At 36.4% G+C, this 26,255-nt stretch carries 21 protein-coding genes; 10 read left to right on the top strand and 11 right to left on the bottom strand.

The features are described 5' to 3' along the window. Positions 1-351: 351 nt before the first annotated feature. Genes EGI24_RS00725 through EGI24_RS00705 form a run of 5 tightly spaced genes read right to left on the bottom strand, consistent with a single transcriptional unit; the run spans position 352 to position 8,295 of the window. Positions 352-1,926 carry an Ig-like domain-containing protein gene (locus EGI24_RS00725; RefSeq protein WP_255046243.1) on the bottom strand — a complete coding sequence of 525 codons (1,575 nt, stop codon included), beginning with the start codon at positions 1,924-1,926 and terminating at the stop codon, positions 352-354. Next, complete coding sequence (gene mnmG / locus EGI24_RS00720) at positions 1,923-3,785, bottom strand: tRNA uridine-5-carboxymethylaminomethyl(34) synthesis enzyme MnmG (RefSeq protein ID WP_255046242.1); 1,863 nt, start codon at positions 3,783-3,785, stop codon at positions 1,923-1,925. The genes EGI24_RS00725 and mnmG overlap by 4 nt, the downstream gene beginning before the upstream one ends. Positions 3,786-3,839: 54 nt before the next feature. Then, entirely contained in the window at positions 3,840-7,139 is a 3,300-nt protein-coding gene (locus EGI24_RS00715) for a DUF4175 family protein (protein ID WP_255046241.1), read from the bottom strand. 35 nt (positions 7,140-7,174) lie between these two features. Continuing rightward, on the bottom strand, positions 7,175-7,939 hold the full coding sequence (locus EGI24_RS00710) for an exodeoxyribonuclease III (protein ID WP_255046240.1): 765 nt from the start codon (positions 7,937-7,939) through the stop codon (positions 7,175-7,177). Further along, positions 7,936-8,295, bottom strand: a complete 360-nt coding sequence (locus tag EGI24_RS00705) for a hypothetical protein (RefSeq protein WP_255046239.1) — start codon at positions 8,293-8,295, stop codon at positions 7,936-7,938. The genes EGI24_RS00710 and EGI24_RS00705 overlap by 4 nt, the downstream gene beginning before the upstream one ends. A 6-nt stretch (positions 8,296-8,301) precedes the next feature. On the opposite strand from EGI24_RS00705, the gene EGI24_RS00700 reads away from it, so the two are divergent. After that, positions 8,302-9,006 (top strand): ComF family protein, encoded by a 705-nt coding sequence (locus EGI24_RS00700; protein WP_255046238.1) that lies wholly within the window; start codon positions 8,302-8,304, stop codon positions 9,004-9,006. A 38-nt stretch (positions 9,007-9,044) separates the two neighbouring features. Here the strand turns inward: EGI24_RS00700 and gldJ are convergent, their stop codons facing one another. From gldJ to EGI24_RS00680, 4 genes are all read right to left on the bottom strand, one after another. Beyond that, on the bottom strand, positions 9,045-10,310 hold the full coding sequence (gldJ, locus tag EGI24_RS00695; RefSeq protein ID WP_255046237.1) for a gliding motility lipoprotein GldJ: 1,266 nt from the start codon (positions 10,308-10,310) through the stop codon (positions 9,045-9,047). 62 nt (positions 10,311-10,372) lie between these two features. After that, positions 10,373-13,750 (bottom strand): transcription-repair coupling factor, encoded by a 3,378-nt coding sequence (gene mfd, locus EGI24_RS00690; protein ID WP_255046236.1) that lies wholly within the window; start codon positions 13,748-13,750, stop codon positions 10,373-10,375. A gap of 156 nt (positions 13,751-13,906) precedes the next feature. Then, a complete protein-coding gene (locus tag EGI24_RS00685) occupies positions 13,907-14,722 on the bottom strand; it encodes a sugar phosphate isomerase/epimerase (RefSeq protein ID WP_255046235.1) in 816 nt (271 codons plus the stop codon). A 108-nt stretch (positions 14,723-14,830) separates the two neighbouring features. Continuing rightward, complete coding sequence (locus EGI24_RS00680) at positions 14,831-15,709, bottom strand: PPK2 family polyphosphate kinase (protein ID WP_255046234.1); 879 nt, start codon at positions 15,707-15,709, stop codon at positions 14,831-14,833. 255 nt (positions 15,710-15,964) lie between these two features. Between EGI24_RS00680 and EGI24_RS00675 the strand changes: the two genes are divergently transcribed. The 3 genes from EGI24_RS00675 (at position 15,965) to EGI24_RS00665 (ending at position 18,320) form a co-directional block, all read left to right on the top strand. Beyond that, entirely contained in the window at positions 15,965-16,714 is a 750-nt protein-coding gene (locus EGI24_RS00675) for an NIPSNAP family protein (protein WP_255046233.1), read from the top strand. A 95-nt stretch (positions 16,715-16,809) separates the two neighbouring features. Next, on the top strand, positions 16,810-17,487 hold the full coding sequence (locus tag EGI24_RS00670; RefSeq protein ID WP_255046232.1) for a DUF2306 domain-containing protein: 678 nt from the start codon (positions 16,810-16,812) through the stop codon (positions 17,485-17,487). Then, positions 17,484-18,320: a hypothetical protein gene (locus EGI24_RS00665; RefSeq protein WP_255046231.1), complete on the top strand. Its 837-nt coding sequence runs from the start codon at positions 17,484-17,486 to the stop codon at positions 18,318-18,320. The genes EGI24_RS00670 and EGI24_RS00665 overlap by 4 nt, the downstream gene beginning before the upstream one ends. 60 nt (positions 18,321-18,380) lie before the next feature. On the opposite strand, the gene EGI24_RS00660 is transcribed toward EGI24_RS00665, so the two are convergent. Further along, complete coding sequence (locus EGI24_RS00660) at positions 18,381-19,211, bottom strand: helix-turn-helix domain-containing protein (RefSeq protein ID WP_255046230.1); 831 nt, start codon at positions 19,209-19,211, stop codon at positions 18,381-18,383. A 162-nt stretch (positions 19,212-19,373) separates the two neighbouring features. On the opposite strand from EGI24_RS00660, the gene EGI24_RS00655 reads away from it, so the two are divergent. From EGI24_RS00655 to EGI24_RS00630, 6 genes are all read left to right on the top strand, one after another. After that, positions 19,374-20,438: a two-component regulator propeller domain-containing protein gene (locus EGI24_RS00655; RefSeq protein WP_255046229.1), complete on the top strand. Its 1,065-nt coding sequence runs from the start codon at positions 19,374-19,376 to the stop codon at positions 20,436-20,438. Between the two features lie 29 nt (positions 20,439-20,467). Next, positions 20,468-21,157 carry an energy transducer TonB gene (locus EGI24_RS00650; RefSeq protein WP_255046228.1) on the top strand — a complete coding sequence of 230 codons (690 nt, stop codon included), beginning with the start codon at positions 20,468-20,470 and terminating at the stop codon, positions 21,155-21,157. A 104-nt stretch (positions 21,158-21,261) separates the two neighbouring features. Then, positions 21,262-21,675, top strand: coding sequence for a hypothetical protein (locus tag EGI24_RS00645; protein ID WP_255046227.1), 414 nt, complete (start codon positions 21,262-21,264; stop codon positions 21,673-21,675). A 2-nt stretch (positions 21,676-21,677) separates the two neighbouring features. After that, the gene (locus EGI24_RS00640) at positions 21,678-22,259 is read left to right on the top strand and encodes a YceI family protein (protein WP_255046226.1); all 582 of its coding nucleotides are present in this window, start codon (positions 21,678-21,680) and stop codon (positions 22,257-22,259) included. 71 nt (positions 22,260-22,330) lie between these two features. Continuing rightward, a complete protein-coding gene (locus EGI24_RS00635) occupies positions 22,331-22,999 on the top strand; it encodes a DUF1080 domain-containing protein (protein WP_409035461.1) in 669 nt (222 codons plus the stop codon). Between the two features lie 190 nt (positions 23,000-23,189). After that, a complete protein-coding gene (locus tag EGI24_RS00630) occupies positions 23,190-24,182 on the top strand; it encodes an SDR family oxidoreductase (RefSeq protein WP_255046223.1) in 993 nt (330 codons plus the stop codon). A gap of 254 nt (positions 24,183-24,436) precedes the next feature. On the opposite strand, the gene EGI24_RS00625 is transcribed toward EGI24_RS00630, so the two are convergent. Beyond that, entirely contained in the window at positions 24,437-26,185 is a 1,749-nt protein-coding gene (locus tag EGI24_RS00625) for an arylsulfatase (RefSeq protein ID WP_255046222.1), read from the bottom strand. Positions 26,186-26,255 lie beyond the last annotated feature (70 nt).

Below are 26,255 nucleotides of genomic sequence, written 5' to 3'. Positions count from 1 at the left end.
TATAAATTTATTGTTATTATTTATTATGTCTGTGAATATGTGGAGTAATTTTTTTGGTATTTATAATTGTTTATTCTTCTGTTTTTTTGTGGAAAAGTATTGGTCTTTTCCACATTTAATCTATTGAATTTGAGATTTTTAAATATTTATGTTCATTATTTTAAAGAATTAATTAACATAAATTTAATGTAATTTTATTGTTTACTTTCTGTTTATAAAAGTACTTGTTGTATGACTTTCTGACGAATTTAGTGTTTTAAGTTAGAATATTCTTGTAAGTATGTTTTTAACATGTATTATTCACGAGTCTTTCCACATATTTATTGTGTTATCCACTTGGTTATCCACATATTATTTGATTTCAATGTCTTTGAGTTCAAAATTGGCCCTAATTCTTATTGATTCTTTGGTTACCAATATTTTTTCAGGCAGTTGCTTTGTGTTGATATTTCCTGGATCCCAAATACCATTATTATTTTCATCAAATATTATTTTTATAAAGTAAGATCCTGGAATAATGTTTTTAAAACTAAATTTGTTGCTGAACGTTTGAGTCTTGGAAATTATTCCTGAGTCTTCATTTATCAATTGGGCAATTTTTGTTCCAGCGTTTGTAATTGTTATTCCTTCTATACTTCCGAGGTCATCGTTATTGAGTATTGGATTTTTGATACTGAATAATGAGTTGGTATCCCCTTTGTAATTCTCAAATATATTTGAAGGAAAAGTCAGTTGTGTATTTGCTTTGGCTTTGGTATTTATTTCAATGTTAAGTGTGTTTTGGTTTATCCAGGTATATTTTGGTTTCTCTGAGTTAACAGTGTCTGTTTTAAAAATTGCTTTGGAGGAATCAAATCTAGTAATGGGATATTGAAAAGTAATAGTATAAGTGGAAGTTCGAGTAAGTTCTTGATTGTTTTTTATAGAGCTATTTATTGGAAAGCTTTGAACTTTTCTTTTTGTTTTAGATGGGTTTGCAAAATATATTTTCTGCGAAATAGTATCAGATATGTTTAATGAGTCTACCAAGATAATTTTAGCTAGAAGTGTGTCGTTTGCTGGTTGTTTTATTTTAAAAAAATTCAAATTTAATTTATCGTAGTTAGTAACTATTGAGCTGTCGTCTAACGAAATAGTAGCTGATTTAGTGGGTTTGTCTAATTGTATTATATATTCATTTTCTCTGCTGATATTTTTTTTGATTTTGTTTTTTGTATAGTTGGCCGGGTAGATTTCTAAAGTGTCGATAACTGTATTTTTGCTTACTATTACAGTATCTTTAATAAATCCGATATTTTCGTTTTTCTGGTCAAATATTAAGTTTTGATTTTTATCAGTAAACGACATTACAAAATATTTGTCAGCTTTAATATTTTCAAATAGGTATTTGCCGGAGCTATCAGTTTTCATGAAATAATCAGGCTTTTTTTTGTTTAAAGGAAGTGTGTCTTTTTTATAAAGGCCCACTAAAGCGTCTAAAACAGGCAGCTTTGTGTGTAAGTCTATGATGGTGCCATTGAGTGTCAGAGAGTCTATTTCTGGGCCTGTGCTGAAGACAATTTTGAGATTTTTTGATGGGTTCCTTTCACTTAGATCTTTTATTCCATTTCTAAAATTTAAAGTGAATGTGGTACTATCTGGAAACTGTTTTTCAAAGACCAGTTTAACATTTTTGTCCTTTTGTTTTATTAGATATAATATGTTCGGATCTGGAACAATAATTAATTCTTGTTTCAATGCCGTTATATCTATGTATTCATCAAAATCCATGCTTATGGTGTTTCCATGGAAATTTTTTGTTTTGTTGGACGGATTTGAGTTCAAAAGTTTTGGTGCGGCTTTATCTGTAGGCCCACCAGTTGGTGGGACAAATTGAGCACAACCAAACAGTAAAAAAATGCACGTGCAGTATAAAATATATTTCATCTTCCTAAATGTAACATAATAACAGAAATATCTGCAGGTGAAACACCGCTTATTCTTGATGCTTGTCCCAATGTTATTGGTTTTATTTTCTTCAATTTTTGTCTGGCTTCGATAGATATCGATTTAAGATTCTCATAATCAAAGTCAGGATTGATTTTAAGATCATCAAACTTCGTCAGTTTTTCCGCCAGAAGTAGTTCTTTTTCTATATACTTTTCATATTTTATTTTAATTTCAGTTTGCTCCAATTCGTCTTTTGAGTATTCAGAAATTATTTTATTATATGCATCATTTGCTGGTTTTAGAATTTCTATGTTAAGTTCGGGTCTTTTTAGTAAACTATAGAAAGTTGCCTTTTCTCTTATGTTTGCAGAATTATTCTTTTCTAAGAAACCATTGATTTCTTCTGGAGTAACTTTGGTTTCACTTAAGACTTTGTATAGTTTTTCAGAATTCTCAATTTTCTTATTTACGTTTTCCAATCTTAAGTCTGAAGCCAATCCTATATCGTTACCTTTTTTAGTTAATCTTACGTCTGCATTATCTTGCCTTAGGATAGTTCTGAATTCTGCTCTTGAGGTAAACATTCTATAGGGTTCGTCTGTGCCTTTGTTTACGAGGTCATCTATCAAAACACCAATATATGCTTCGTCTCTTTTTAAGATAAAGCCGTCCAGTTCTTTGGATTTTCTGTGTGCATTTATTCCAGCCATTAAACCTTGTGCACCTGCTTCTTCATAACCCGTAGTACCGTTTATTTGCCCAGCAAAAAATAGATTTTCAATTAAGTGGGTCTCTAAAGTCAGCTTTAATTGTGTAGGTGGAAAGAAGTCATATTCAATCGCATAGCCAGGGCGAAGCATTTTTATATTTTCAAATCCTGGAATTTTCTTCAAGGCGGCATATTGTACATCTTCAGGAAGAGATGTAGAAAATCCATTTACATACATTTCTATGGTTGTTCTTCCTTCTGGTTCTAGAAAAATTTGATGACTGTCTTTGTCAGCAAACCTATTTATTTTGTCTTCAACAGACGGGCAGTATCTTGGACCTAGTCCTTGAATACGGCCATTGAACATAGGCGATTTATCGAAACCCTTTCTTAATTCATCGTGAACACCTAGATTTGTATAACTGATCCAACAACTGTTTTGCTTACCTAAAGTAGGTGTATTGGTATAAGAAAACTTCTCCGGGTTTTCGTCACCATGTTGTTCTTCCATGGCTTCGTAGTTCACTGTTCTACTGTCAACTCTTGGTGGTGTTCCTGTTTTCATTCGGCCAGATTCAAAACCCAAAGCTACCAATTGCTCAGTTATGCCGTAAGCTGCCGACTCCCCTGTTCGTCCACCACCAAAGTTTTTTTCGCCAATGTGTATTTTCCCATTTAGAAATGTTCCATTGGTAAGTACTACAGATTTAGCTTTTATGTCTAAACCTAGAGACGTTTTAACTCCTGTAACGCGATTGTTTTCTATCAATAGTCCTGTAACCATTTCTTGCCAAAAGGACACATTGTGGTTTTTTTCAAGTTTATCTCTCCAATTTATAGCAAACTCCATTCTGTCTGATTGACAACGAGGCGACCACATTGCAGGGCCTTTCGAACGATTTAACATTCTGAATTGAATCATGGTTTCGTCAGATACAATTCCTGACATTCCTCCCAAAGCATCTATTTCTCTTACTATTTGGCCTTTTGCTACTCCTCCCATTGCGGGGTTACAAGACATTTGAGCGATTGTTTGCAAGTTCATGGTGATTAATAAAACCTTTGAACCCATTGTCGCCGCCGCGTGTGCAGCTTCGCATCCTGCGTGACCGGCTCCTACTACTATTACATCGTATTGTTCGAACATATATATTGATGTTTCACGTGAAACAAATTCTAATTGTTTCACGTGAAACATTGTTTAATTGATTCTTTTAAAATAACTATCTGTTTGTTTTTTATAAAAAGGTGTAAAGTTTGGAGGTGTTGTGCGTAGCAGTTCCACTTGTTTTTCTTTCTCTTTTTTGAATTTCTCTAAGTCTGGTGGGCTCACCCTGTTAAAAGTGACACCCGTATTTGATTTTCTTTTGGTGTCTAACTCTTGTTCTTTTATGGCTTTTTCAGCTTCAAGTAAGCGTATTTCTATTTCTTTTTGACGTTTTAATAATGCGGGTGTAATACGTTTGTTTACCAAGTCATTCTCACTTTCGTCCATTTTCTTTTGTAATTCATCTAGATTGTTTCCAAGTTTTTTGCCTTGTTCTGTACCATTCATTTGTTCTTGAAGGTCTTTTAGTTGTTTTCTTATTTTGGATTGTTCATTGGCAATTTTTGCTAACTCTTCGGACAATTGTTTGCCACCCATCCCCGATTGCCCCATTCCTTGAATTTTTTTGTTTAGCTCCTGTTGTTTTTCACCCATTCCTTCGCTCGGTGTATTTCCTTGTTTGCCTCCTTTTCCTGATCCTGGCATGGCCATTGCCATCATTTGTTGCATTTGTTTGAAAGTATCGCCTAACATCAGTGCCAAGTTGTTCATCGAAGTCATTGAAAACTGTTGTTTTGATGCAGCCTGTGGTGTTTTACGTTCTTTAATAAATTTGACAGATTCATCAATACTGTTTTTCATATCCGTCACTTCTTTGGTTATGAAAGATTCTATTTGCATGACTCGTTTTGCAAGTGAATATAGAGAGTCTTCAACAACTTTGGCATCGTCGGATATCTTTAATTGTTCTTGAGAGAGATTAACAAAGCGAGGGTCCGATACTGAGATAGACCGAAAGTTTTTCATAACCCGTTCTTGGTCATGAGATATTTTTAGGAGGTTTTCTAAAATATCTCTGAGTGCATCTATGTCTATGTCTAATTGTTTCATCTCCGCACCTTGCATGTTTTCTGACATCTCCGCAGCCATTTTTTTCATTGACTTTGAGGCTTTCTTTTGGGCTTTGCTGGCTGCTTTGTTGTCCTTATTTTCCATCTCTTTTTGAGCCTTTTTCTGCTCTTCTGAGACGTCCTTCTGCTCTTCTTTTTGGGTATCGACCTCTTTTTTGAGTTCTTTACTTAACTTTTCTATATCATTTAATTTCTCTTTTTTCTCTTCAAATTCATTGTTTAGCTTCTCTTGTTCTTTTTTTAGCTCATCATTTTTTGGAGAATCTTTGTTTTCTTTTTCGGTTTTGTCGGCTAGGTCTTCTTGTTTTTGAGCAAGTTTTTCTAATTCTTTTACGGTTTCTTCCACTTTTTGTTTTAGTTGTAGATCCTTAAAGAGTTTCATGGTGCGATCTATTTCTTTGTCAATGTTCCTTTGGTCTTTTTTGAAATCATTCATTTTGTCCAAAGATTTATCATTGAGCTGCTCCTCCATCATCTTTTTCAAGTCTTCGAGTGCTTTTGAATCTTCGTTTTTCATAAGTTCGTCAAGCATTTTTTGGAGCATATCCATTTTCTGCTGCATCTCTGGACTTTGTTTTTCAAATCTATTTTGTTTTTCTTTTAGGTCTTGAAGTTGTTTTTGAAGGTCCTTGAGTTCCTTCATCATTTCGTCTTTTTTCTTCAGAAGTTCTTCAAACTCTTTTTTGTCTTGAAAGTCCATCTCCTTTTTCTTTTTCAGATCAGACTCTAAGTTTTCTAGGGCTTTCTTAAATTCTTTTGATTTTTGTAAAAGATCCTCGAACTTGTCTTCTGTTTTTTCAATTTGTTTTTCTACCTCTTGGTCAAATTGCTGGGAGGTAGGCATTCCAAAAGTCATAGTTCCCGACTTTGTTGATTTATGACCATTTACTCCGTCATTGTCTGTAACTTGAAGATAATATTCAAGTCTATCGCTTTTTTCTAATCCAAGATTGTTGATATTTACCTGATAAAAGAATGTTTGAGAAAGGGATGTTTTGTTAAATGGAATATCCACCGCTTTGAAAGGGGTATTGCCCGCCTTGGTTCTATACATAAACTTAAAATCTGACAAGCCATAATCGTCAGAAATGCTCCCTCCTATTCCGATATAATTGTATAAGCTACTATCTTTTATTTGTTCAAAACTTATTTGTGGAAACTTATCAGGGATCACATTGATATAATAAGATATTTTTTCGGCATTGGTTGTAGCGTTCTCATTTTTTAAAATCACTTCATAGTTTGAAGATTTAGCGAATCGTTTTTGAAAATTAAAATCAGTGATGAATCCTTTGGAAATATTCAATGGCTTATTACCTTCAAAAATTACTTTTAATGAATCTGTCTCATCTGTTTTAAATTTCCACTCCACAACCGTACCTTCAGGGACAATAAGATTCCCAACGTTGTCGAAATCTTCGGAGGTTTTGTTTAGGTATGCCGGATATTTAAGCTCTACATTGAAAGAGAGCAAACTAGGTCTGGCTATCATTGCTAATTTAAAGGTATTAGATGTGAATCCACCGGCTAGAAAATGAAACTCTGCTTCCTCTTGCACTTTAGAAAAAACAAAGTCAAAGTTTCTAGAATCTTTTAGATTCATCTTGTATTTACGGTCGTTATAGACTAAAAAAACATCTTCAGGCAAGGAGTTGCCCAACAATCTAAGATTTAGTTGATAGTCCTCGTTTTTTACTGCTTGTAAGTTTTTATTAAGTATTTCGAACTGAAACGGAGCAGGCTCAGCAAAATTCCTTTTAAAATAGACTATACGCTCAGTACTTTTGAAAAATGAAGGAGCGATGGCTGAAATCAATAAAATGGCTAATAAAGGAGGAAGTGAGTATTTTAGATATTTTCTGTTTTCTTTTAAGTTTATAGCATCAGCAAATTTTACCAATTTTAATTCTTTTGTTTTTTGAGCAATACTCGCTTCCAATAAGGCATTATCCGTATCAGACAATCCGTTTGCCAGCTGGAGGGTATTGAGTAACTTATCTTTTATGTTGGGAAAGAATGTGCCAATTTGCTGAGCAGCGGTTTCGTCTGAAATAGGCTTATTGAAGTTCAGTAAATAAAACAAGGGTTTTAAAATATAGAAAAATAGTGTGTATGCTGATACAGCAATGAATCCGATAAGAAGAACTGCCCTAAAAGAAGAACTAAACCTTCCAAAGTATTCTAAGAAATTGATTACTATATAGGAGAATAATATGAGTGATAGCCCAATTAAGGCACCTTTTAAAAGTAAGTTTTTATAATACTTGCTTTTAAACTCAGATATTTTCTCTATTAAGCCCGAGAACTCCACATTTTTTTTCATAAAATATTGAATATCAATAACATAACTGAAAAACTCTAAAACACCAATTCTACTGAAACAGGACAATGATCAGACATAATAACCTCTGCGTGTATTTGTGCGTCTAATATAAAGTCCTGGGCTTCATGATTTACAAAGATGTAGTCAATCCGCCACCCTAAATTTTTTGACCTTGCTCCTGCTCTGTATGACCACCACGTATATTGTTGAGGATCAGTGTTTTTTAGCCTAAAACAATCTTTAAATCCACTATCAATAAACTTGCCAACCCAAGCCCGCTCTTCGGGTAGAAAACCAGAGCTCTTGGCGTTAGATTTAGGATTATGGATATCTATCTCGTTATGACAAATATTGACGTCACCACATACAAATATGGGCTTTTCTGCCCTGTCAAATCGATGAATGAACTCAAACATATCGTCCAGAAAAGCCATTTTTACGTCTTGTCTGATGTCGCCCATAGTTCCTGATGGAAAATAGGCACATAGAACATGAAACTTTTCAAAAGTTGCAACAATTGTTCGTCCTTCCAAATCATATTGCTCTATTCCACAACCATAAGTCACACTTTCAGGTTTTTGTTTACTAAGAATAGCTACTCCCGAATACCCCTTTTTTTGAGCAGGAAACCAATGACAATGGTATCCTAATTTTTCAAAAATGGGTTCAACTAGTTCGGTTTCAAACAGTTTTATTTCTTGTAAACACAAAACATCGGGATCGTGACTTTTTAACCAATCTTCTAAACCTTTGTTAAGGGCTGATCTTATGCCATTTACGTTGAATGTTGTAAGTTTCATATGTGCAAACCGATATCATTTCTAAAATATTCTATGACATAATGTTTGAGCAATTGTTCCTGACTCAATAAATCAAATTGTGGCAATGGTTTTATGAGTTTCCAATGTGGCCAACCTTCGCTGTCTGTACCTTCTAGTTCATAAAAACCACCTAAGCTTAGCACTTTGCATATGGCGATATGCATTAAATCCTGCTTTTCCTCTTTAGAAAAACGCAAATTTCCCTTTCCTAATTCCTGAATCCCAATTAAAAATAGGACAGCATTTAGGTCGGAAGGCTTTTTACCCGTTGTTTGTTTTAAAAAACGAATTAAATTGTCCCATATTTCTTTATTATCTTTGATTTCTAATGACATACAATAATGAAAACCACATTTAAAAGATACATTAATCTACTTTTGGATTTTATCTACCCAAGAGTTTGCGTAAGTTGTGAGAAATACATACTAGGCTCAGAAAACCACTTATGCATTGAATGCCTCCTAGCTATACCCAAAACCAATTCTCATTTGCACCCGATTGAACTCTTAGAGCGAAAGTTCTGGGGAAAATTAAACGTGAAACAGGTGTACTCTTTCCTTAAATTTTCGAAAAAGGGAAAAGTTCAAAATATTCTTCACACACTCAAGTACAAAAATAAGCCAGAATTAGCAGAATATATTGGAAAAATGTATGCAAATGATTTGAAGGCGATACAATTGGAAGAAAAGATAGACTTAATAATAGGAATTCCGCTCCATAAAGACAAACAAAAGATCCGAGGCTACAATCAGGCCGATGCCTTTGCTAAGGGGCTCTCAGAAGTCTTAAAAACGCCCTATGATGAGGTGTCTTTGGTTCGTCAAACGTTTACTATTTCTCAAACCAAGACGGGAAGTCGTTTTAAAAGGTTTAAAAACATTGAAGGTGTTTTTGAGGTGAAAAATATGGAAAATATTGAAGGGAGACGAATTGCACTGGTGGATGATGTGCTTACTACTGGATCAACTTTGGAAGAAGCAGGAAGTGTACTGCTCGCTGCAGGATGTAGAGAACTGTATATAATAACAATCGCCTCAGCTTATTAAAAAACCGAGGCGATTAAATATTTCTAAAACTTAATTTTTTACAAAGACTTCTTGCCTTTTGGACCTACTGAAATCATCGCACATCTAAATCCGATAGTAGCAGTAGAAGAATCTTGATCCAGATATCTTCTAGTTCCAGGTGATAACCAATAAGCGATATCGTTCCATGAACCACCCTTGAAAACTCTTAATTTGTTGTCAATTAGGGAGTTGAAGTTTTCTTTATCATAAAGTTTTGCTTCGTCTTGGAAGTCACTTCTACGGATTGGATTCAAATCGCTAAAGTCTTGATAAGAACCTTGTCTGTATAGGTCATAAACCCACTCGTTCACGTTTCCAGCCATGTTATAAAGACCGAAATCGTTAGGGGCAAAAGAGTAAACTTCTTCAGTAATGATAGCCTTATCGTTTTGTTTTCCAGCTATACCGGCGTAGTCACCTCTACCTCTTTTGAAGTTGGCCATCATATTGCCTTTGTTTTTGCCTTTGGCTTTACGCATAGCTGAGCCATCCCAAGGATAAATTCTTTGATTCGACTGATTTTCGTCTATGTATTGTGTGCCAATCATACTTTTTGCAGCATATTCCCATTCAGCCTCTGTTGGAAGTCTGAAGTCTGGAATATTGATTCCAGTTTCAATAGGCACCCTGCCCGTTACTTTAGGAGCAGAAGCTACTTCAGCAGCACCTTTCTTTTTCTTTCCAAAAGGCAAACCCATTTTTTTCTTTGAACCATCTCCATACTTTTCAGAAAGGCCTGCATTTACAATAGCCGATCTCCATTTACAGTAGTCGTTGGCTTGAATCCACGAAACCCCCACAACAGGGAAATTTCTAAACCCAGGGTAACGAAGATATTGGTCTACGTATTGGTCATTGAATGACATTTCGTTAGCCCAAACGGTTGTATCTGGCAAAGCTGCTTGCACAAACTCACGTGTGGAGTCTTGGCTGATAGAATAGATGTATTCAAGATAGTCGATATTTGCGATTTCTGTTTCATCCATGTAGAATGAAGCAACCGTAACCGTACGTTCGATGTTATCTCGTGTGTAGGTAACATCCTCTTCAAGGGTTCCCATTGTAAAGCGACCACCTTCGATAAAGACCATGTTGGGTCCAGCAGGTTGACCAGCAAAAGAAGCTACTTGGAATCCTTCTTTACCTTTTTTGGCATAGGCAGCTCCTGTGGTTCTACTTTTTTTACCAGGATTCAAACTTGACGCTTTTTTACCTTTACTACAAGAAGTAGCTACAAAAAGAGAAAGTGTAAGAACTGTTACACCATAAATAAGTCTCTTCATTCTTTTTTTATTTTGTTTTCTGCGAATTAAAACACAAAAATAGTTTAAAATATATTACCAAGTCATTGTTTGGCATCAATGAAAGCCACAATTTTTTCGAATAAATCATTGATTTTATTGATATTAACAGTGTTTTCGGCCGAAAACATCAATTTGTCTTTGATTTGTTTTAAACTGCACTCTTTTGGATGCAATTTTATATAATCAAGAATTCTGCCAAACTTATCTGTTTGATAATATTCTTGATGCTTTTGTGAAACGAAATATCCTTTAAGGTTATTATTTTTCAGCGTTATTTTTTCAAAACCGATGTATTCGGCCTTCCAACGCACTTTTACGATTCTAAATAATTCTTCAACTTCTACTGGTAATTTTCCAAATCGGTCAATCAACGAAATGGTGAATTTATTAAGTTCCTCCTCTGTTTTTAGATCATCAATGGCATTATAGACCGAAAGCCTTTCGGACATATTGACAATGTAATGGTCTGGAATTAAGATTTGTAGGTCGGTCTCTATTTGACAGTCTTCTACTTTGAAGGTTTTTTTGGAAAGTTCTCCTTCAAAAAGACTTTTGAATTCGTTCTCTTTTAACTCAGAAACGGCTTCATCCAAAATTTTGTGGTACATATCATAACCTAAATCATTCACAAAACCGCTTTGTTCAGCACCGAGCAAATTGCCAGCACCACGTATATCTAAATCACGCATAGCCACTTTGAAGCCATCACCCAAATCGGTGAATTCCTCCAAGGTTTGCAGGCGTTTTCGGGCATCTTTGGTAAGACCAGAACTAGGAGGGCCCAAAAGAAAACAGTAGGCTTTTTTGTTTGAACGTCCTACCCTACCCCGCATTTGGTGCAAATCTGAAAGTCCAAACATGTGGGCTTGGTTGATAATGATGGTGTTGGCGTTTGGAATGTCAAGCCCGGACTCAATGATGTTGGTAGAAATCAAGATATTTATCTCGTTTTCAATGAAACGCATCATCACTTTTTCGAGTTTATCACCTTCCATTTGGCCATGAGCAACACCAATTTTGGCTTCTGGAACTAATCTGTAAATGATATTGGCGATTGATTCAATATCAGCAACTCTATTGTGAACGAAAAATACTTGCCCTCCCCTATTTAGCTCATAACTAATGGCATCACGAATGATTTCTTCTTTGAATACTTCAACTTGGGTGGTTACTGGCTGGCGGTTGGCCGGTGGAGTGGCAATGACAGACAAGTCACGAGCACCCATGAGTGAGAAATGTAAGGTACGAGGAATGGGAGTAGCGGTGAGGGTCAAAACATCCACATTTAGTTTCAATTCTTTTATTCTGTCTTTTGACTTTACTCCAAACTTTTGTTCTTCGTCTATCACTAAAAGCCCAAGGTTTTTAAACTCAATGTTTTTGTTGAGCAATTTGTGTGTACCTATAATGATATCTACTTTGCCTTCTTTGAGTGCTTTGAGTGTTTTTGTGGTGTCGCTGGCTGACTTAAATCTGTTTAGATAATCAACATTGACAGGCATTTTAGACAATCTTTCGGAGAATGTTCGGTGATGTTGCATGGCCAAAATGGTAGTCGGAACCAAAATAGCAACTTGTTTGGAGTCATTTACGGCTTTGAAGGCCGCACGAATGGCAACTTCTGTTTTTCCAAAACCGACATCACCACAAACGAGTCTGTCCATAGGATATGGTTTTTCCATATCTTCTTTCACTTTAGCAGTGGCAGAGGCTTGGTCAGGGGTGTCTTCGTACATAAACGACGACTCCAGCTCAATCTGCATATAATTGTCGGGTGAGAATGCGAAACCATGCACTTCTCTTCGTTTGGCATAAAGAGCAATGAGCTCTTTTGCAATGTCTTTAACTTGTCGTTTTGCTTTTGATTTTTTGTTTTCCCAGTCGCCAGAGCCGAGCTTACTCATGTTGGGAGCATCTCCCTCTTTGCCTGAGTATTTGGCTATTTTATGTAAACTGTGGATGTTGATGTACAAAAGATCATTGTCTTTGTATACCAACCTGATGGCTTCTTGTTTTTTTCCACCAACATCAATGGTTTCCATACCTGCAAAACGCCCAATACCATAGTCCACGTGGGTTACATAATCACCTGTTTGTAAGGTTTTTAGTTCCTTTATAGTGAGTGCTTTTGACTTTGAGAAACGGTCTTTTACTTTGTAGCGATTGAGCCGCTCAAATATCTGGTGGTCAGTGTAAACCAGTATTTTGTTTTGTAAATCTATAAAACCTTCTCTGAAATTGGCATAAACAGAAAGAAACCGTATTGTGGGGTTAATTTCGGTAAAAATGGTTTCGAGGCGATTGAGTTGTTTGAGCGAATCAGAACTTATATAACACGAAAACCCGTTGGCTTGGTTTTCGGCAATGTCGTTTATCAAAATCGTAAAGTCTTTATTAAAAGACGGTTGCGATTTTGACAAGTAGCTGATTTTATGAGATTCTTTAAGAAAGCTCTTTCTGCCAAATTCTATGGTTGAGTATTTTTTTAGAAAGTCAGAAAACTCTTTTTTTGCTAAAAATGAATGGTCGGGTTTGAACAAAAGGTTGATGTCTCCGCCACTGGCTTTTTTGGTGTCATAAATTTCGGAAATACGATTGAGGTTGTCCTCTACCCTATCTAGCGTAAAAACATAATCTTTTACCCAAAGAATAGTTTTTTCGGGCATAAAACTAAAAATCGGTACAGTCTCTTCAAAGCGTAGTTTTTCATGGATATTGGGCACAATGCTTATAGCATCCATGGTTTTGTTAGAAAGCTGCGTTTCTGTGTCAAAAATACGGATACTTTCTATTTCGTCACCAAACAATTCTACTCTAAAGGGCGTATCGGCGGCATAAGAATATACATCAAAAATACCACCTCTAATCGCAAATTGACCTGGTTCGTAAACGAAATCGGTCTTTTCGAAATCGTAAGAAACGAGTAGTTCTGTTACAAAGTTTAAGTCTAGCGTATCACCTACTTTTATGCGTAAAGTGTTGGCTATGAGCGTTTTTTTACTCACAACTTTTTCGGCAAGAGCTTCTGGATAGCTGACTATAAGCAAAGGGTCAGCAGAATTGTTTAGGCGATTAAGCAACTCTGCACGCTGAATGACATTGGCGTTTTCTATTTCCTCATATTCATAAGGTCGTTTGAAGGATGCTGGAAAATAGGCAATCTTAGGACTTTCAAAACCAAAAATATTTTGTAGATCATTGAAGAAATATAGAGCATCTTCTTTATCTGGAAGTACAATTAAGGTCGAATGTGGGTTATTTTGATAAATAGCGGCAGCCAAAATAGCATCCAAACTACCAGAAGTGCCTTCTAGGTGGATTTTAGGATGCGATTTTTGTGACAAAACGATGTTCTGCACAAAACTATCTTCGGCGTATATTTTTAGGAAATCCTCTGCGTTCAAAAGTGACCAGTTCATTTGGCAAGTGCCTTTGAATGAATCAAAAGAACTTTACCGAGATTAAAATTTTTATTGAAAAGCACTCTTTTTGGCTACTAAAGTTTGAGCCATACTTGAAAACTATAGCAAAGATACTAAGAAAGATGATTTTGAGAGAAATTTCGATTTAAATTATCAAGACATCCGGAGGATACCACGAAGATAACCAATTGATTCGGTAAGTCCATATGCTGCATTATCTGCATCTTTTTCATATTCTACACCAATAATGCCGTCGTATTTGAGTTCTTTAAGTACTTGTAAATACAGCGAAATGTTCATTACTCCTCGTCCAATTTCCATGTTTTCAGCATCAGGCTTTTGAGAATTAAGGTCCTTGAGGTGAATATCAAAAAGTCTATCACGGTATTTTCTAAATTCGGCTGCGGGATCCTGTTTAAGTCTAAAAGTGTGTCCTGTATCTATGCAAAGGCCAACTCTAGCGTCCAAGTTTTTGATTTTTTCATAAATACTGGCAGGAGAAGGAAAGATATTATCCTCAGGTCCATGGTTATGGATGGCTATTTTGATGTCAGTGGCTTTCACCATTTCTTCTACTTTGGCTAATACGTGATGCTCGGGAGCTCCTACAATCATTTTTAGACCTGCATTTTGGGCATATTTAAAGTGTTTTTCTACTTCTTCGTTGGTTTTCATGTAGATAACCCCAGCCGCGTATGGATTAAGCCCATTGGATTTCAGCTTATCTGTGATGTTTTTTAGTTCTTCTGGCGAAGCATCAAATGGCAAATGAAAACTTTTTAGACAAACATCTTTTAAGTCCAAGCGTTTCATTATTTCTATGACTTGGTCGATTGAGTATTTTCTTAGCGTATACGAAGCCAAACCGATTTTGAGTCCCTGAAATGATGCAGAAGGCTGGAAATTAGCTTTAGTTGACAAAGCTAAAGAGCTTAATCCGAGGGTTTTGATAAATTGATTTCTTTTCATTTTAGGTTGAAATTAATTGAATGAAATAATTTAATGAATTGGTACTGTTTTAGTTTTATCATCTTTTTTGCCTAGTAAATCTTACAATTTGGGAAAATTGTTTTACTATTAATTCTGTTGCTTAATGGTATCAATCAAGCCCAAAAGCGTTAGTTTTCTGGATTCGTCGGGTTCGGGATAGCTCATTCTTAGTTCTTTCAGTTTCTCAACAATTATTTTGGCTACTATCAGACGCATATTTTTCTTGTCGTCGGCAGGTACAACATACCATGGGTTTTTTTCTGTTGAGGTTTCGTTTATCATTTCTTCGTATGCTTTTTGGTATTCATTCCAAAAGCCACGCTCTTTTATATCGCCTTCTTCAAATTTCCAATTTTTTGTTATGTCTTCTATCCGCTCAATCAAGCGGTTGCCTTGTTCTTCTTTAGAAACATTCAAGAAAAACTTTATCACCACAATACCGTTGTTGGCCAAATAATCCTCAAAATGTTTGATGTCTTGGTATCGTTTTTTCCAAACATCATTGCCCTTAAGTTCGTTAGGGATTTTTTGGTAATTTTCTAATATTTCGGGATGTACTTTAACAACCAACACCTCTTCGTAGTAGGAGCGATTGAAGATTTGCATTTTGCCCCTTTCGGGCAATTCTTTGTAACAACGCCACATGTAATCGTGGTTGAGCTCAGTTTCAGAAGGTCTTTTGAATGAATAAAAACTCATACCGAGCGGATGTACTCCTTGGAAAACGGCCTTCATGGTGCCGTCTTTTCCAGCAGCATCCATGGCCTGAAAAACCGCTAAAACTCCATATTTTGAATGGGCATACATGATGCTTTGCAACTCGTCCATTTCGGTTTGTAGACTTTTCAGAATCGCTTCATAATCAACTTTATCTTCATAAAAGTCTTTGATTTTTGTTGGGTGGTTTCTAGGATTAAAATTCTCACTGCCTGTTATTTGGTAATCTTTTATGTTGAATTTTTTCATGATATTGAATTGAGTTTTTACACAAAGTGACACGAAGAATGCATTAAGTTTCACTAAGGTTTTGGGTCAAAGAAGTAAATTTACTATGCAAGATATTTAATTTATTCGAAGATAATACCTGAAAGGGAGTTGAAACATATTTTGAGAACGAACCTCGGGTGATTCGGACACAAAAATAGGCGAGACAAATGGGTCTTGTGTTTGGGTAAATACAAACTTTGATTTACATTTGATAAAAAAAACAATTCAACCATAATGAAAAAAACAATATTGCTATTGATGGCTATGACCATTTCTGTTTTGAGCTTCGCAAAGAAAAAGCCTTCGAAATACTACGAGCTGCGGATTTATTATTGCCATCCAGGTAAATTGCCCAATTTGATTACAAGATTTACTGATCATACCACCAAGATTTTTGAAAAACATGGTATGGAAAACATAGGGTATTGGACACCGACAACGGTAGACAATAATGTCCTATATTATGTATTGGGTTACCCAAGTAAAGAGGCCAGAGATGCATCTTGGAAAGCTTTTGTAGCAGATCCTGAATGGAAAGAGGTGGCTAAAAAGTCAGAGGAAAGTGGTAAAATTGTTGCCAAAGTGGAGTCAAAGTTTATGACTTTACACCCTGAACTCACAAAGAAAATTAAATTTCAGCAAGCCAACCCGGAGCGTTTGTTTGAAATGAGGACGTACTACTGCTTGCCCGGAAGATATCCAAACATTGTGGCACGCTTTAGAGATCATACAAGAAAGTTGTTTGAAGGTCATGGAATGCAAAACATCATGTACTTTGAAACCATAGAGAAAGATGGCGGACAGCCAACATTACTCTATTTTCTTGCTCATAAAGACGCAGAGGCCGCCAAGAAATCTTGGGATGATTTCAGAGCCAATCCGAACTGGATAAAAGTACGTGACGCTTCTGAAGTTTCTGGAAAAATTGTAGAAAAAGTAGAATCTATTTATATGAAACCAACGGGTTTTTCAAGGATCAAATAGAGAAAATGTACTTAAGCCACTCTTTAACATAGGAGTGGTTTTTTTTACCCCAAAATCTTTGGTAAAAAAACGTAGCTTTACAATCAGAAAACTAATTGCAAATAGAGTCTTTTCGTAAATATTTCAGCTTACCATTGGTTCTGCTCAGTATTGTTGGGGTGGTTTTTGCCTTGGTGATGACAGAAAATACAATTCCTTATTTTGACTTTGCTCCCCGAAAAGGTTTTCTGGGTACAAAAACGTTTGAGGTAACTTCTAGGCTGGTCTTTAAGATTGGGTTTTATATACATATCAGTTCGGCTTTGGTGGTTTGGTTGGTCGGAATTCCCCAATTTTTGCCTCGAATTATCGAAAAATATCCGAAATGGCACCGAAACTTAGGAAAAATTTATGTTTTTGGTGTTTTGGTGTTTGCGGCTCCTTCAGGTTTGGTTTTAGCCAAATTCGCCAACGGGGGCCTTTCGGCCCAAGTGGGATTTACTTTGCAATGTTTGGTGTGGTGGTTTCTTACTCTAAGGGCATTTTTATATATCAAGGAAAGAGATATCGCTCAGCATGTTCGATATATGATTAGAAGTTTGGCGGTAACCTATGCTGCATTTAGTTTACGAACAGAGAGTTATGTGATGTATCAGTTCTTTGGTACAAAACCTATAGAAACTTACCTCACAGTGGTATGGTTGAGTTGGGTAGGAAATCTTTTTATTGCTGAAATTTTATTATTAACCAAAATAGACAGATATTTCGTAAAATTTATAAAACCCTTGAAATGAAGACTAAACTGCTATTGATTGCCGTAATCGCTGTTTTTTTAACACAACTTTCGTGTGCTGACAAGAAGAAAATGGTGCTTCAAACCCATAAAGAAGCCGTAGATACTTTAAGTACCGGATCAAAAGATACTTTGGTGAAATTTGCTAATATTGATATTCGTAAACTATTGGATACAAGTGATTTATCTAAAATATTTTGTAACCATGATTCACTTGGAGCATATGACAATCGAGTGGATGGGTTTTTTGGAACAGATCATTATCGCATACAGTTTTATTTTTCAAAGGTTTGGAAAGACAGCCTGGATCCTTTAGTTTATAATTTTGAAGGGAAAAGTAATTTTAAAGATAACATAGCACCTTTCAAGGGTAAATTGGTTTTAGAAAAAGCGATGAAATTCACAGATCCTAAAATTAATTTATCGGAATGGAAGTACGAAAACGGCGACTCTCTCAAAGGCACCTATAGTTTGATAGGTAAATTACAGTTTGAAGAAGACAAAAGGCTAGGTCACGCCGGCGTATTTAGTGGAGACTTTAGAATGGAGTTTGCCAATATGGCCAAAGGCGACCGTTTTCTTTGGTTTTATTCACCGTCTATCGGCTCAAAAGGTGCTGGATATGCCTCTGCTGGCAACTGGCAGCAATATGGCAAGCCGAATGTGAAACCATTCATTTTTGGAAAGGATATATTTATGTTTGCCAACGACATTTTGGCCGATTTCAGCTATGGTGAGCGGGATATACAAATCAACGAAAAATATGTGCACTTAGGTTGGGACAATTACTGGGAGCAAGACGAGTGGTGGGTGGAATCAAAGGCCAAGATGTGAAAGAAATTTAATTATGTGTCAATTAACCAAACATTTACAATTCTAAATGTTTGGTTTTATTCAAACCTCCAATTTATACCCTTTCCCATGACTGTTGCTGATTTTTACCGTGGGGTCAGCAATGAGCTTCTTACGAAGTTTTGATACCAATACGTCAAGGTTTCGGCTGATGACAAACACCCCGTCGTTTTCCCAAATTTCTTTTAGAAGATATTCTCTGGCAACAGTTTCGTTAGGTTTGCTAAGAAGTATATTCAAGAGCTTATTTTCTTTTTCAGAAAGCTCAATCTTTTGCAATTCTAACACCAAAAAACCGGGTTGTTGAAAGTAATTGAACGCTCCAATCTTTTGAAAATCCACTCCATGCTCTTCTTCAATTATAGTTTTTTTCTTGTCTTTTTTGATAATAATGTAAAATATTATACCCAATAAAATTAGCACTGCAATAGACCAAAGAATATTTGGATTTATGCTAGACGCAATTACTTCAATCTCCACAATATAACAGTTATCAGGTAGCTTACGACCCAAACATGTTATATCATCGGTACTTTTTGGACTCCATTCAAAGCCATAAACCATTTCGGTTTTTTGACAAGTAAATACACTCACCCGATATTCGTTTTCAGGATTGGTGCTTTTCAGGTTTTCAATGGTAATATTCGCCAAGCTGTCTGGCATAATTTCGAAACTATTCTCAAATCGAATCCGATAAGTTCCAGGATTGGTTTTTTGTATAGGCAATATTCTAGATGTGGAATCACCAGAAGCTAGTAAAAGGCGATGCCCGATGGTGCGAAAAAGCACAATCCTATGTTTTTCATCGTCCTGCGGCTGGGCACATGAAAAACCTAAAAATAGAAACAGAAACACGAAACGCTTTCCTAACATAGTGTTGCAAGATATTTCAAAAAACGCTGATATTACACATGTTTTATATTCGTTTTGCAATTATTTACATTCTATTTACATTTTTTAGGGCTATTCGGAATAGTTTTGGACTGTTGAAATAAAGCGATAAGTGGAGATTTAATCTAAATAATTTAATAAAGAATGAAAAGAAATTTGTGTTTGAAAACCACATTAATGCTTTTAATAAGTATAGTAACTTTGGGTCAGAATTCGAAAGAAACCCCCAAGGGCAGCACCAAATATAGTTTTTTTACCCTAAACACTTTAAAAAATACTTGTTTTGACAATATTCAAAAAAAACAAGTAAGTGCGTATATCAGAGAGATTTATGAGGACAAAGCAGGAGTGCTTTGGTTTGGAACCAATGGCGACGGCGTATGTAGGTATGATGGTATGCAGATGAAGTTTTTGAGCAAAAAAGACGGTTTGATAGGAAATCAAATCAATGGAATAACAGAAGACAAAAATGGCAATATTTGGCTTGCAACAGATGAGGGCCTAAGCAAGTATGATGGCAAGCGATTCACTAATTACACCACAAAGAATGGACTCTCTAATAATGAATTGTGGAGTATTTTGTTAGATAGAAAAGGCAATATTTGGGTAGGTACATTAGCTGGTGTAAATACATTTGATGGAAAGAAATTTCATAAAATAGACTTACCAAAACTAGAAAAACCCGGCGTGCCAAGGTTTAATCAAACAGTAGTTTGGAGTATGATAGAAGACAAAAAGGGTAATATTTGGTTTGGTACAGATGGAGGAGGATTGAAGAAATTCGATGGCAAAACAGTTTATACCTATTCACAAAAAAGCGGGTTGAGTAGCAATAATATTAGTAGTGTGTTTGAAGACCACGAAGGGACGGTTTGGTTAGGCACGTTAGGTGGAGGCATAAGTCGATTTGATGGAAAAACGTTTACGAATTATGGTGAAAAAGAAGGCTTGAGTAGTGTGAATGTATGGACAATTTACGAAGACAAAAAACATCAACTTTGGTTTGGAACGCTCGGTGGTGGAGCAAGTCGCTTTGATGGAAAAACGTTTAAAACGTTTAAAGAAACTAAGGGCGTTACAAAAAATCATGTCCAAAGTATCTGGCAAGACAAAAGAGGAAATCTTTGGCTGGGTTTTTCGGGCGGCTTGTATAGAGTTCAGGGAGATTTAGTGGAGAACATTCCTGCTGAGAGGCTTGTTGGGTGTTAAATATTTAGAGCAATTTACAACAAAGACATATGAAAAAATTAATATTAGGGCTTTTGTTATCAACCACATTTCTAAGTGGTTTCGCCCAAGATTTGGCTTATGAGGTTCGTGGAAAATACTTGAGAACCGTTACCAAAGATGTACTTGAGCATTCAAATTTGCTAAGTGATATTATAGCTGGATATCCGGTAAACTGGGTAAAAGAATATGTTTCGGTAGACGTTTTAACTGAAAAGGATGGTAAAACCGAGATAGCAAAAGGAGAAAATCAAGTTTTGAACACAGAGCAAAAATCGATTTTGAACAAAGCGGATTTGGATTCAGAAGTTCATATAAATGTACATTATAAAAGTATCAATTCTGGTACCGAACGAAAGGAAAACAATGAAATGGTTGTGAAAATGACTGTAGTACCAGACATTCAAGCCGAATTTGAAGGAGGATATGAAAATCTAAAAAAGTATTTGAAAGATAATCTGATTGATAGAATAATCGAAAACACACCACCAGAGTTTCAGAAAGGCAAGGTAGTATTTAAAATAGACCCCAATGGCAAATTGGTTGATGCAGAAATTTTAGAACCCTCTGGTGACACCAACATGGATAATTTTCTACTGGAAGTATTTAGAAACATGCCCAACTGGAAACCAGCCCAAAATGCCACAGGCGAAAAGGTAAAGCAACGATTTGAGTTTAGTATGGGCATAGGAGGGTGCTAAATGCAGATCATTTTAAAAAATCTAATGAAGTTAAATCCTTTTTTCAAATTCACTTAATACGCTGGTTAGAACACTATTCGTGGCGACGGTACGCAAAGAACATTATGAAAAAGCTATTATTATTATCATTTTTATTCATTGGCAACATTGTGATTGCCCAAGATTTGTACAACAGTTGCTCAGCAGCATTTCTCAACGACCAGATGATTGTAGAAGAATATACTGCAACGGCCAAAGCCAAAATTTCGAAAGAAGCTACAGGATGGATTTCGGCTGGTGCGGTAAGTTTGGGTGATGTGAGCAAAGGTGAAAAGGCGTTCGAGATCACCGAGAAATTGGCGTTTGGTGTGGCCATAAAAGACGCAAATACGGGAACGATTATGCTATTTTCGCCCAAAGAATATAAGAAAATTGAGGCAGAGAAAGTACTTGCCAAATGCCGAAAAGGCGACTCAATTATCATCATGACGATAGATAATAAATTTGCACTTCCGCACAACGAGATATTAGTTTATTGATTATGAGTAAAACAATATTACTCCTCCTAATAGCTTTTTTGCCAGCATTTTCTCAGCAAAAGTTAGTGCTAAACACAGCAGAAAGTACAATTAATTGGAAAGGAAAAATGTGGATGTCCACAGATAGTCATGAGGGAATTATTCATTTTTCTTCTGGAAATATGACGATGGATAAAACGGGAAAAATATTATCTGCGTACTTCGAAATAAACATGAATACCATCAAAACATTGGACGCTAGACCAGATAAAGATGGGTTGGCAGAACACTTAAAATCAGAGGATTTTTTTGCTGTCAAAAGATTTCCAAAGGCGTATTTTGTTACTACCAAAATAGAGAAAAGCACTGTGCCGAACAATTACAACGTTCAGGGCAATTTGACCATCAAAGGCGTAATAAAGCAAGTTTCTTTTGCCTTGAAAATGATACCCATGCAAACTAGCACAAAAGCCACGGCTGAACTAACCCTTTACAGATCATGGTGGGGAATAAACTACAAGGCTCCAGATTTTTTCTCGACTTTAAAGAATGATTTGATAGCCGAGGAGGTTCCTATTAAGTTGAACTTGATTTTTAGTAAATAAAATCGATTTTACTCAAAAGAATGCCATTATTTATTGAAATTTAGGGCTAAAATTCAATCTCAATTTCAATGATAAAAAGATTTGCATTTTTATTTTCAATACTATCGAGCACTGTTTTCGCTCAAAAGCCGCCGGTAGTGAACCTGTTCAATGGGAAAGATTTTACTGGATGGCATATTGACGTACCCAAACTGGATGAAAACCCCAAGGGTAAAAATCCATTTATTATCAGAGAGGGTAAATTGGTAAGTCTCGCTGAACCTCAGGGCCATATCATCACCGACAAAATCTATGAAAACTTTGAGCTGGAAGTGCAGTATCGTTTTGCTGGAAAGCCAGGAAATTGCGGCGTTTTGGTGTTTTGTTCTACACCAAGAATTCTATACAAAATGTTTCCCAAATCTATAGAATGCCAACTCATGCATACCAATGCTGGAGATTTTTGGTGTATCGGTGAGGATGTAGTTACACCAAATATGGAAGCACGTCGAGGAAAAAAAGAAGATTGGGGGGTAACCGAAGGCAAAGAACGCCGTGTAAAAAACCTCACGGATAATTCTGAAAAACCAGTAGGGGAGTGGAATATGATGAAAGTAAGGTGCGATGGAAATAAAATAACCGTATGGGTAAACGGCGACCTAGTAAACGAAGGTTTGGCAACGGCCAGCAAAGGTCAAATAGCCTTACAAGCTGAAGGTTCCGAAGTAGAATTCCGGAAAGTGGAGCTGAGGGAATATTGAGGGTTTTATTATTAATCTGTACTAATTCAGGAAGTCCAAAATATTCATTTTGGCCGAAGAATGTCACTTCGAGCGTTGTCGTAAAGCCTTTTTTTATGATATCGGTTAGCTCTTTTTTACAAACGCGTTTTTAATTTTCACGAAAAATTCTCAATTATTTTCTAAGTTTGACAAAATATAGAATCAAAAAATGAAAGTATTATTTATAGGCGGTACAGGCAATATCAGTACACCATTAAGTGAAATGGCGGTTGCACATGGCATAGACCTTTATCACCTTAACCGTGGAAATAGAGAGCCGATACTGGGCGTAAAAAACCTTGTGGCCGATATTGAAAACATTGCAGAAACCGAAAATGTATTGAAAACCCACGAATGGGATGTGGTGGTTAACTGGATTGCCTACATACCTCAGCAGGTCCAGCGTGACATCGATCTTTTCAAAAACAAAACTCGGCAATATGTATTCATCAGTTCGGCATCTTGTTATGAAAAACCACCTACAAACTACATCATCACAGAGTCTACACCACTCAAAAACCCGCATTGGCAATACTCAAGAGATAAAATTACATGTGAAGATTTACTGGTAAAAGCCTTCAGAGAGCAAAATTTCCCGATGACCATCATTCGCCCTTCGCATACATACTATTCTGTCTTTCCGCTTTCATTGGGAGGGTGGACGGAGTTCAATGCCGTGGATCGTATGCGTAAAGGCCAACCCGTGGTGGTGCAAGGTGACGGCACATCACTTTGGACAGTTACCCATGCCCGCGACTTCGCTAAGGCGTTCTTAGGGATGATGGGCAGACCAGCAGCGATAGGAGAGGCCTATCACATCACCTCTGACGAAGTACTTACTTGGAACCAAATATACACCCAACTGGCAGAAGCGGCAGGAGCCAAGGCCGATATTGTGCATGTACCTTCCAAGAAAATCATAGAATACGCCAACGAAAACGGCTTTGAGTCGGAAGAAGGTGGCCTTTGGGGCGATAAATCGCATTGTGCAATATTTGACAACACTAAAATCAAACGTTTGGTACCCGATTACGTAGCCACCATTCCATACGCCGAAGGTATCAAAGAAACCATCGCGTGGTTTGAAGCCGACCCCAAAAGAATGATTATCAATCCAGTAACCAATAAGCTTTTGGATGGATTGGTGAAGAAGTGGGGGTGAAGATTGAATTTTTTTGATTCTGTGGCATGCTCGTTTTTGAAGTCTGACTTGTCGGTCTGGCTTTAAAAATCATCGTAAATAAAAAAATTGCGGACTTCATTTAAAGACAGAAATAACTTCAAAGCAGGGTATGAGACGTTGTACAACTTTCTTCTTTCAGTCCGCAGAAATTAATTTTATATCTGCTGAATGTTTGCACAAAATGGGCTACTAGCAAAGCGTCATTTAAATGCTTGGGATCATAAACATTTATATTAATCTACTCGCTTCAGTGTCAATAAACTAAAGTCGATAGATTGATTTCCTTGTATTTTGGTTGCCTTTAGGGTTAATGTTCCTGAGCCTTTTTTTAAATAAAGGTTTCCTAATTTTAAAGGTTTGAAATCTTTCACATAAGACTCGGTTCTTTTCACTCGATCATTTTCCATTCCCTTTAATGGTGGATTATTTGCTTCTGTAACTAACCCGGATTGTTTTTCCCCCTTATAACTTAGTTCCAGTTCAGTCCCAATATTTCCGTAGGGTAGCGTATAATATACCTCTACTTCATAAATTCCAGTCATTAACACTTCTCCTTCCCAATAAATACTATCTGCGGTGCTAGTCCAATTGGTAAAAAATGAATCATTGGGATGTTGACTAGATCGCTTGATGGTACCGCTGGCTTTTCCATCTCTGGCGGGTATTTGTGTAAATTTATAATTGGGGTGGCCTATCGGAAAACTCCTATGGTCTATTTTGGGCAACTCAGACAAAACCTCTTTCTCCCAATTCGCTACTGCGTTTATTAATGCTTGTGCTTCTGTTGGATATTCATAATTTACAGCTTTAGATTGACCCAAATCATTAACCATATCAAATAGTTTTTTATCACTGTCTAACCTAAATCTTTGGCTCCTTACACTTGTTTTTCCAGCCCAATGGCTAAAAATAAGTCTATCTTGCCACTTTATGTTTTTGTTTGACATCAGGGGTTTAAGACTAACGCCATCCAATGCCTTGAGTGTCGGCATTTGAATTCCTGCCAAATCAACCAAAGTAGGAAGCAGATCTATACTTCCTGCTATTTGACTTACTTTTTTACCTTTTGGTATTTCCCCTTGCCATGAAATAATAAAAGGCGAACGCACCCCGCCCTCATCGGTAGAACCTTTTCTGCCCTTCATTCCTCCGTTCCATCGAAAACTATTAGGGCCATTGTCGGACATAAAGATTATAATAGTGTTAGAAGCGAGCTGAAGCTCTTCTAATTTTTTAGTAATTCTTCCCACATTCCAATCTATGTTTTCACACATGGCTAATGCGGCTTTGGTAAAAAGGATATCTTCTTTTTCTTCCCCACCGTACCTCATTTCTATATTTTTCTTTTCAAATTTTGCCCACCATTTTTCAGGTACTTGCATAGGGCTATGTGGGGTATTTAAAGGCAGATATAGCAAGAAAGGAGTATCTTTGTTTTTATCGATAAATTCTAGTCCTTTATTAGTGAGATCATCGGTCAAAAAGCCATTTCCCTTTACTATTTCTCCATTGTATTCTAGCATTGGACTGAAGTAGTTACCCCAATGGCCTGAGCAAAATCCATAGAAATCATCAAATCCGCGTGAATTCGGGTGATATGGGGGTTGCATGCCGCTATGCCATTTTCCGTAAGCGGCTGTTTTGTAACCTGCTTTTTTAAAAACGTCAGCCAAAGTAGTCTCATCTAGGTCTAATCTTTCTCCCCCTTCTGAGGTGCTATATACCCCTCCTCGAGGGTGATATCGGCCAGTGAGGAGCTCTGCTCGAGTGGGAGAACAAACTGGGTTTACATAATAATTCTCAAATAATATGCCTGTGTTTGCTAAATTATCAATGTGGGGAGTAGATAAGTTAGTATTTCCGTTTAAACTTAAATCGCCCCAGCCTTGGTCATCCGATAAAATAATAATAACGTTGGGGTTGTTGGATTTTTGACCATTCGTACCCAAAGACACTAATAGGAACAGGAGAAAGTACTTCATTACATTATTTTTTAGTTAACTAAATTCAAGTTTAAATACCATGGATATATGAAATAATGAATCCAAATCT

Origin of the sequence: Lacihabitans sp. CS3-21 (assembly GCF_024343675.1) — a bacterium.
Classification (GTDB): Bacteria; Bacteroidota; Bacteroidia; order Cytophagales; family Spirosomataceae; genus Leadbetterella.
The sequence above is the reverse complement of the archived record's forward strand: the minus strand, read 5'-3'. Positions and strand labels throughout refer to the sequence as shown.

Bases quoted from the DNA above. Each gene is read 5' to 3' on its own strand.
- EGI24_RS00705 (WP_255046239.1), bottom strand. From the start codon at position 8,295: ATGTCATTAGAAATCAAAGATAATAAAGAAATATGGGACAATTTAATT.
- EGI24_RS00625 (WP_255046222.1), bottom strand. From the start codon at position 26,185: ATGAAGTACTTTCTCCTGTTCCTATTAGTGTCTTTGGGTACGAATGGT.
- EGI24_RS00680 (WP_255046234.1), bottom strand. From the start codon at position 15,709: ATGAAAAAATTCAACATAAAAGATTACCAAATAACAGGCAGTGAGAAT.
- mfd (WP_255046236.1), bottom strand. From the start codon at position 13,750: ATGAACTGGTCACTTTTGAACGCAGAGGATTTCCTAAAAATATACGCC.
- EGI24_RS00655 (WP_255046229.1), top strand. From the start codon at position 19,374: ATGAAAAGAAATTTGTGTTTGAAAACCACATTAATGCTTTTAATAAGT.
- EGI24_RS00675 (WP_255046233.1), top strand. From the start codon at position 15,965: ATGAAAAAAACAATATTGCTATTGATGGCTATGACCATTTCTGTTTTG.
- mnmG (WP_255046242.1), bottom strand. From the start codon at position 3,785: ATGTTCGAACAATACGATGTAATAGTAGTAGGAGCCGGTCACGCAGGA.
- EGI24_RS00710 (WP_255046240.1), bottom strand. From the start codon at position 7,939: ATGAAACTTACAACATTCAACGTAAATGGCATAAGATCAGCCCTTAAC.
- EGI24_RS00660 (WP_255046230.1), bottom strand. From the start codon at position 19,211: ATGTTAGGAAAGCGTTTCGTGTTTCTGTTTCTATTTTTAGGTTTTTCA.
- EGI24_RS00640 (WP_255046226.1), top strand. From the start codon at position 21,678: ATGAGTAAAACAATATTACTCCTCCTAATAGCTTTTTTGCCAGCATTT.
- EGI24_RS00725 (WP_255046243.1), bottom strand. From the start codon at position 1,926: ATGAAATATATTTTATACTGCACGTGCATTTTTTTACTGTTTGGTTGT.
- EGI24_RS00700 (WP_255046238.1), top strand. From the start codon at position 8,302: ATGAAAACCACATTTAAAAGATACATTAATCTACTTTTGGATTTTATC.
- EGI24_RS00685 (WP_255046235.1), bottom strand. From the start codon at position 14,722: ATGAAAAGAAATCAATTTATCAAAACCCTCGGATTAAGCTCTTTAGCT.
- EGI24_RS00645 (WP_255046227.1), top strand. From the start codon at position 21,262: ATGAAAAAGCTATTATTATTATCATTTTTATTCATTGGCAACATTGTG.
- EGI24_RS00665 (WP_255046231.1), top strand. From the start codon at position 17,484: ATGAAGACTAAACTGCTATTGATTGCCGTAATCGCTGTTTTTTTAACA.
- EGI24_RS00630 (WP_255046223.1), top strand. From the start codon at position 23,190: ATGAAAGTATTATTTATAGGCGGTACAGGCAATATCAGTACACCATTA.
- EGI24_RS00715 (WP_255046241.1), bottom strand. From the start codon at position 7,139: ATGAAAAAAAATGTGGAGTTCTCGGGCTTAATAGAGAAAATATCTGAG.
- EGI24_RS00650 (WP_255046228.1), top strand. From the start codon at position 20,468: ATGAAAAAATTAATATTAGGGCTTTTGTTATCAACCACATTTCTAAGT.
- gldJ (WP_255046237.1), bottom strand. From the start codon at position 10,310: ATGAAGAGACTTATTTATGGTGTAACAGTTCTTACACTTTCTCTTTTT.